Raw genomic sequence first — 2,129 nt, forward strand, 5'->3', positions numbered from 1 at the left:
TTCCTCATTTCTGTGCAATTAAGACTCCTCACTTTTATTCATTTTTAATTTATCTTTAATTCTATAGGATGGTCCTGTAATATTAAATAAATATGAGTAATGCAATATTCTATCTAGGATAGCTTTAGTTATCATTTCATCTTGCCCTAATATGCTTGGCCACTTATCAAATGTAATATTGCTTGTAAATATTGTAGATCTCTTTGTATATCTCATGTCTATTAGTTGAAAGAATATCTTAGATTCTAAAGGTGATATTTCATTGAACCCTACTTCGTCTATAATTAGTAGCTTATATTTAAAATATAATTTTAGTTTTTTCTCTAAAGCACCTTCATTGTAGGCTTGTTTTAGATTTTGAATTAATCTTGAAAACTTTATAAAGTAAACACTATTTCTCTTAACTGCTACTTCATATCCGATAGCTACTGCTAAATGTGTTTTTCCCACACCAGGGTTCCCTATAAAGACTACATTAGTTGCGTCTAAATAGAAATTAGATGCAACTAATTCCTTTATTTTATCTTCGCTGACTGTTGGTTGAAAAGAGAAGTCATAGTCTTCAATTTTCCTTATAAATGGGAATGCTGCTACTTTCACATTATATAGTCGGTTGTTTTCTTCTTTTGCCTCAACTTCTTTTCTAAGCACTTTATTTAAACCTTTTATTTCACTCGAAGATATATTATCATTTATGTGCAGTTCTTTTAAATAAGCATGTGCAGACTTTAGTTTAAGATATGTTAGCTGATCTAAAACTTCATTAATCATATATAATATTCCTCATTTCTTCTATCATAATTTCTTTGCTATTTGTCTCTTTGTAATCTTTATTTTCTCTTTTAGGATAGTGTAAGTCATGACATTCCTTTATATTTAGTTTATTTTTAGATATTTGATGTACAGTGACAATTTTATTGTTATAATATATATGGAGTTGACTGTTTTTTACTATTAGATTTACTTTGAATCCTATTAATCTTTTAGGTACTGAGTATTTATTAGATTTATATGAGATTAACGAATCTTTAGTTACAGCGACTGGATTTAAGGAAAGGTGATATTTTTCTCGGATTCTTCGTGGTGGAAGGGGCGAAAAGTCACCTTTCTCTTGATTTAATAAAACTATTCTAGGCATATTTGTTGCTTGAGAAATACTTTTATTATCTTCATCATTTATTATTTTCAATTTTTCATGAACATCAAGTAAATCATTATATACTCCATTGTAATTTTCAAGTTGAGATGGTTTCTTGTTTTGAGTTTCTGTTTTTCCTTTCGTTTCAGGACGATATGGCATACAAGGTTTACATTTAATATTATAATCTCTTAAGAATTCTTCAAACTTTACATTTAAAATAGCTTCTGTATCTTTTGTTCTAGGCTTATCTACTAAGCACTTTATATTATCAATAACCAGTTCTTCTGGAACACCTCCTATAGTTTCAAAAGCACCTGCCAGGAAACTTTCTATTGTCTCATATTTAGTATCTACTACAATTTCTCGCACATTAAATCTTGAAAATCCAAGTGTTAAAGTTGCAACATTTACTCTTTCTACTTCACCTGTTTTGTATATTATTTTTACTTTTTCTTTTAAATCAAACTGTGCTTGTACTCCTGGCTTTGTTTCAAATCTTTCATAAAATTTTTGTGTCTTCTTTTTATTAAATAGTGAATTTATTTCCTCATCATTTCTTACATATCTATTTAGAGTTGATCTGCTACATGTAATTTGGTGTTCTCTAACCAAATAATTATATAAATGATCTATATAGTCAAAACTTCTATACTTATCAGTTAATAACTTGATTATAAGTTCTCTGTATTTATCTAGATACTTAACTCTTACTCTTTTGCCTGAAGGTACTTTTCCTTCTAGATACTTCTTAATCGTTTTTCGATCCTTATTTAATTCTTTAGCAAGTTTAGATATATTCAACTTTAAAAATCCTTTCTTATATGATTCAGCAAACATAGCCAAGTCACTAATATTTTCAATATTGTTTATTATTATTTCTGTCATTATAATCACCTCAAAATGATTATAACAAAAAGAATACCTATAGAGTTTATAACTTGGGAAAGTTACGTGCACAATATTGGGTATTCTTATCTTAACATTTATA

Annotated in this window: 2 protein-coding genes; both read right to left on the bottom strand. The window is 27.8% G+C overall.

The window, feature by feature from the left end; all coding sequences use genetic code 11:
• Nucleotides 1-18 precede the first annotated feature (18 nt).
• Nucleotides 19-771, bottom strand: a complete 753-nt coding sequence (gene istB, locus FYJ83_RS19470; protein WP_154443131.1) for an IS21-like element helper ATPase IstB — start codon at nt 769-771, stop codon at nt 19-21.
• Nucleotides 764-2,026 carry an IS21 family transposase gene (gene istA / locus FYJ83_RS19475; RefSeq protein ID WP_154443132.1) on the bottom strand — a complete coding sequence of 421 codons (1,263 nt, stop codon included), beginning with the start codon at nt 2,024-2,026 and terminating at the stop codon, nt 764-766. Before istA ends, istB begins: the two co-directional genes overlap by 8 nt.
• Between the last annotated feature and the right edge of the window lie 103 nt (nt 2,027-2,129).

It is taken from the genome of Tissierella pigra, assembly GCF_009695605.1.
GTDB lineage: Bacteria > Bacillota > Clostridia > Tissierellales > Tissierellaceae > Tissierella > Tissierella pigra.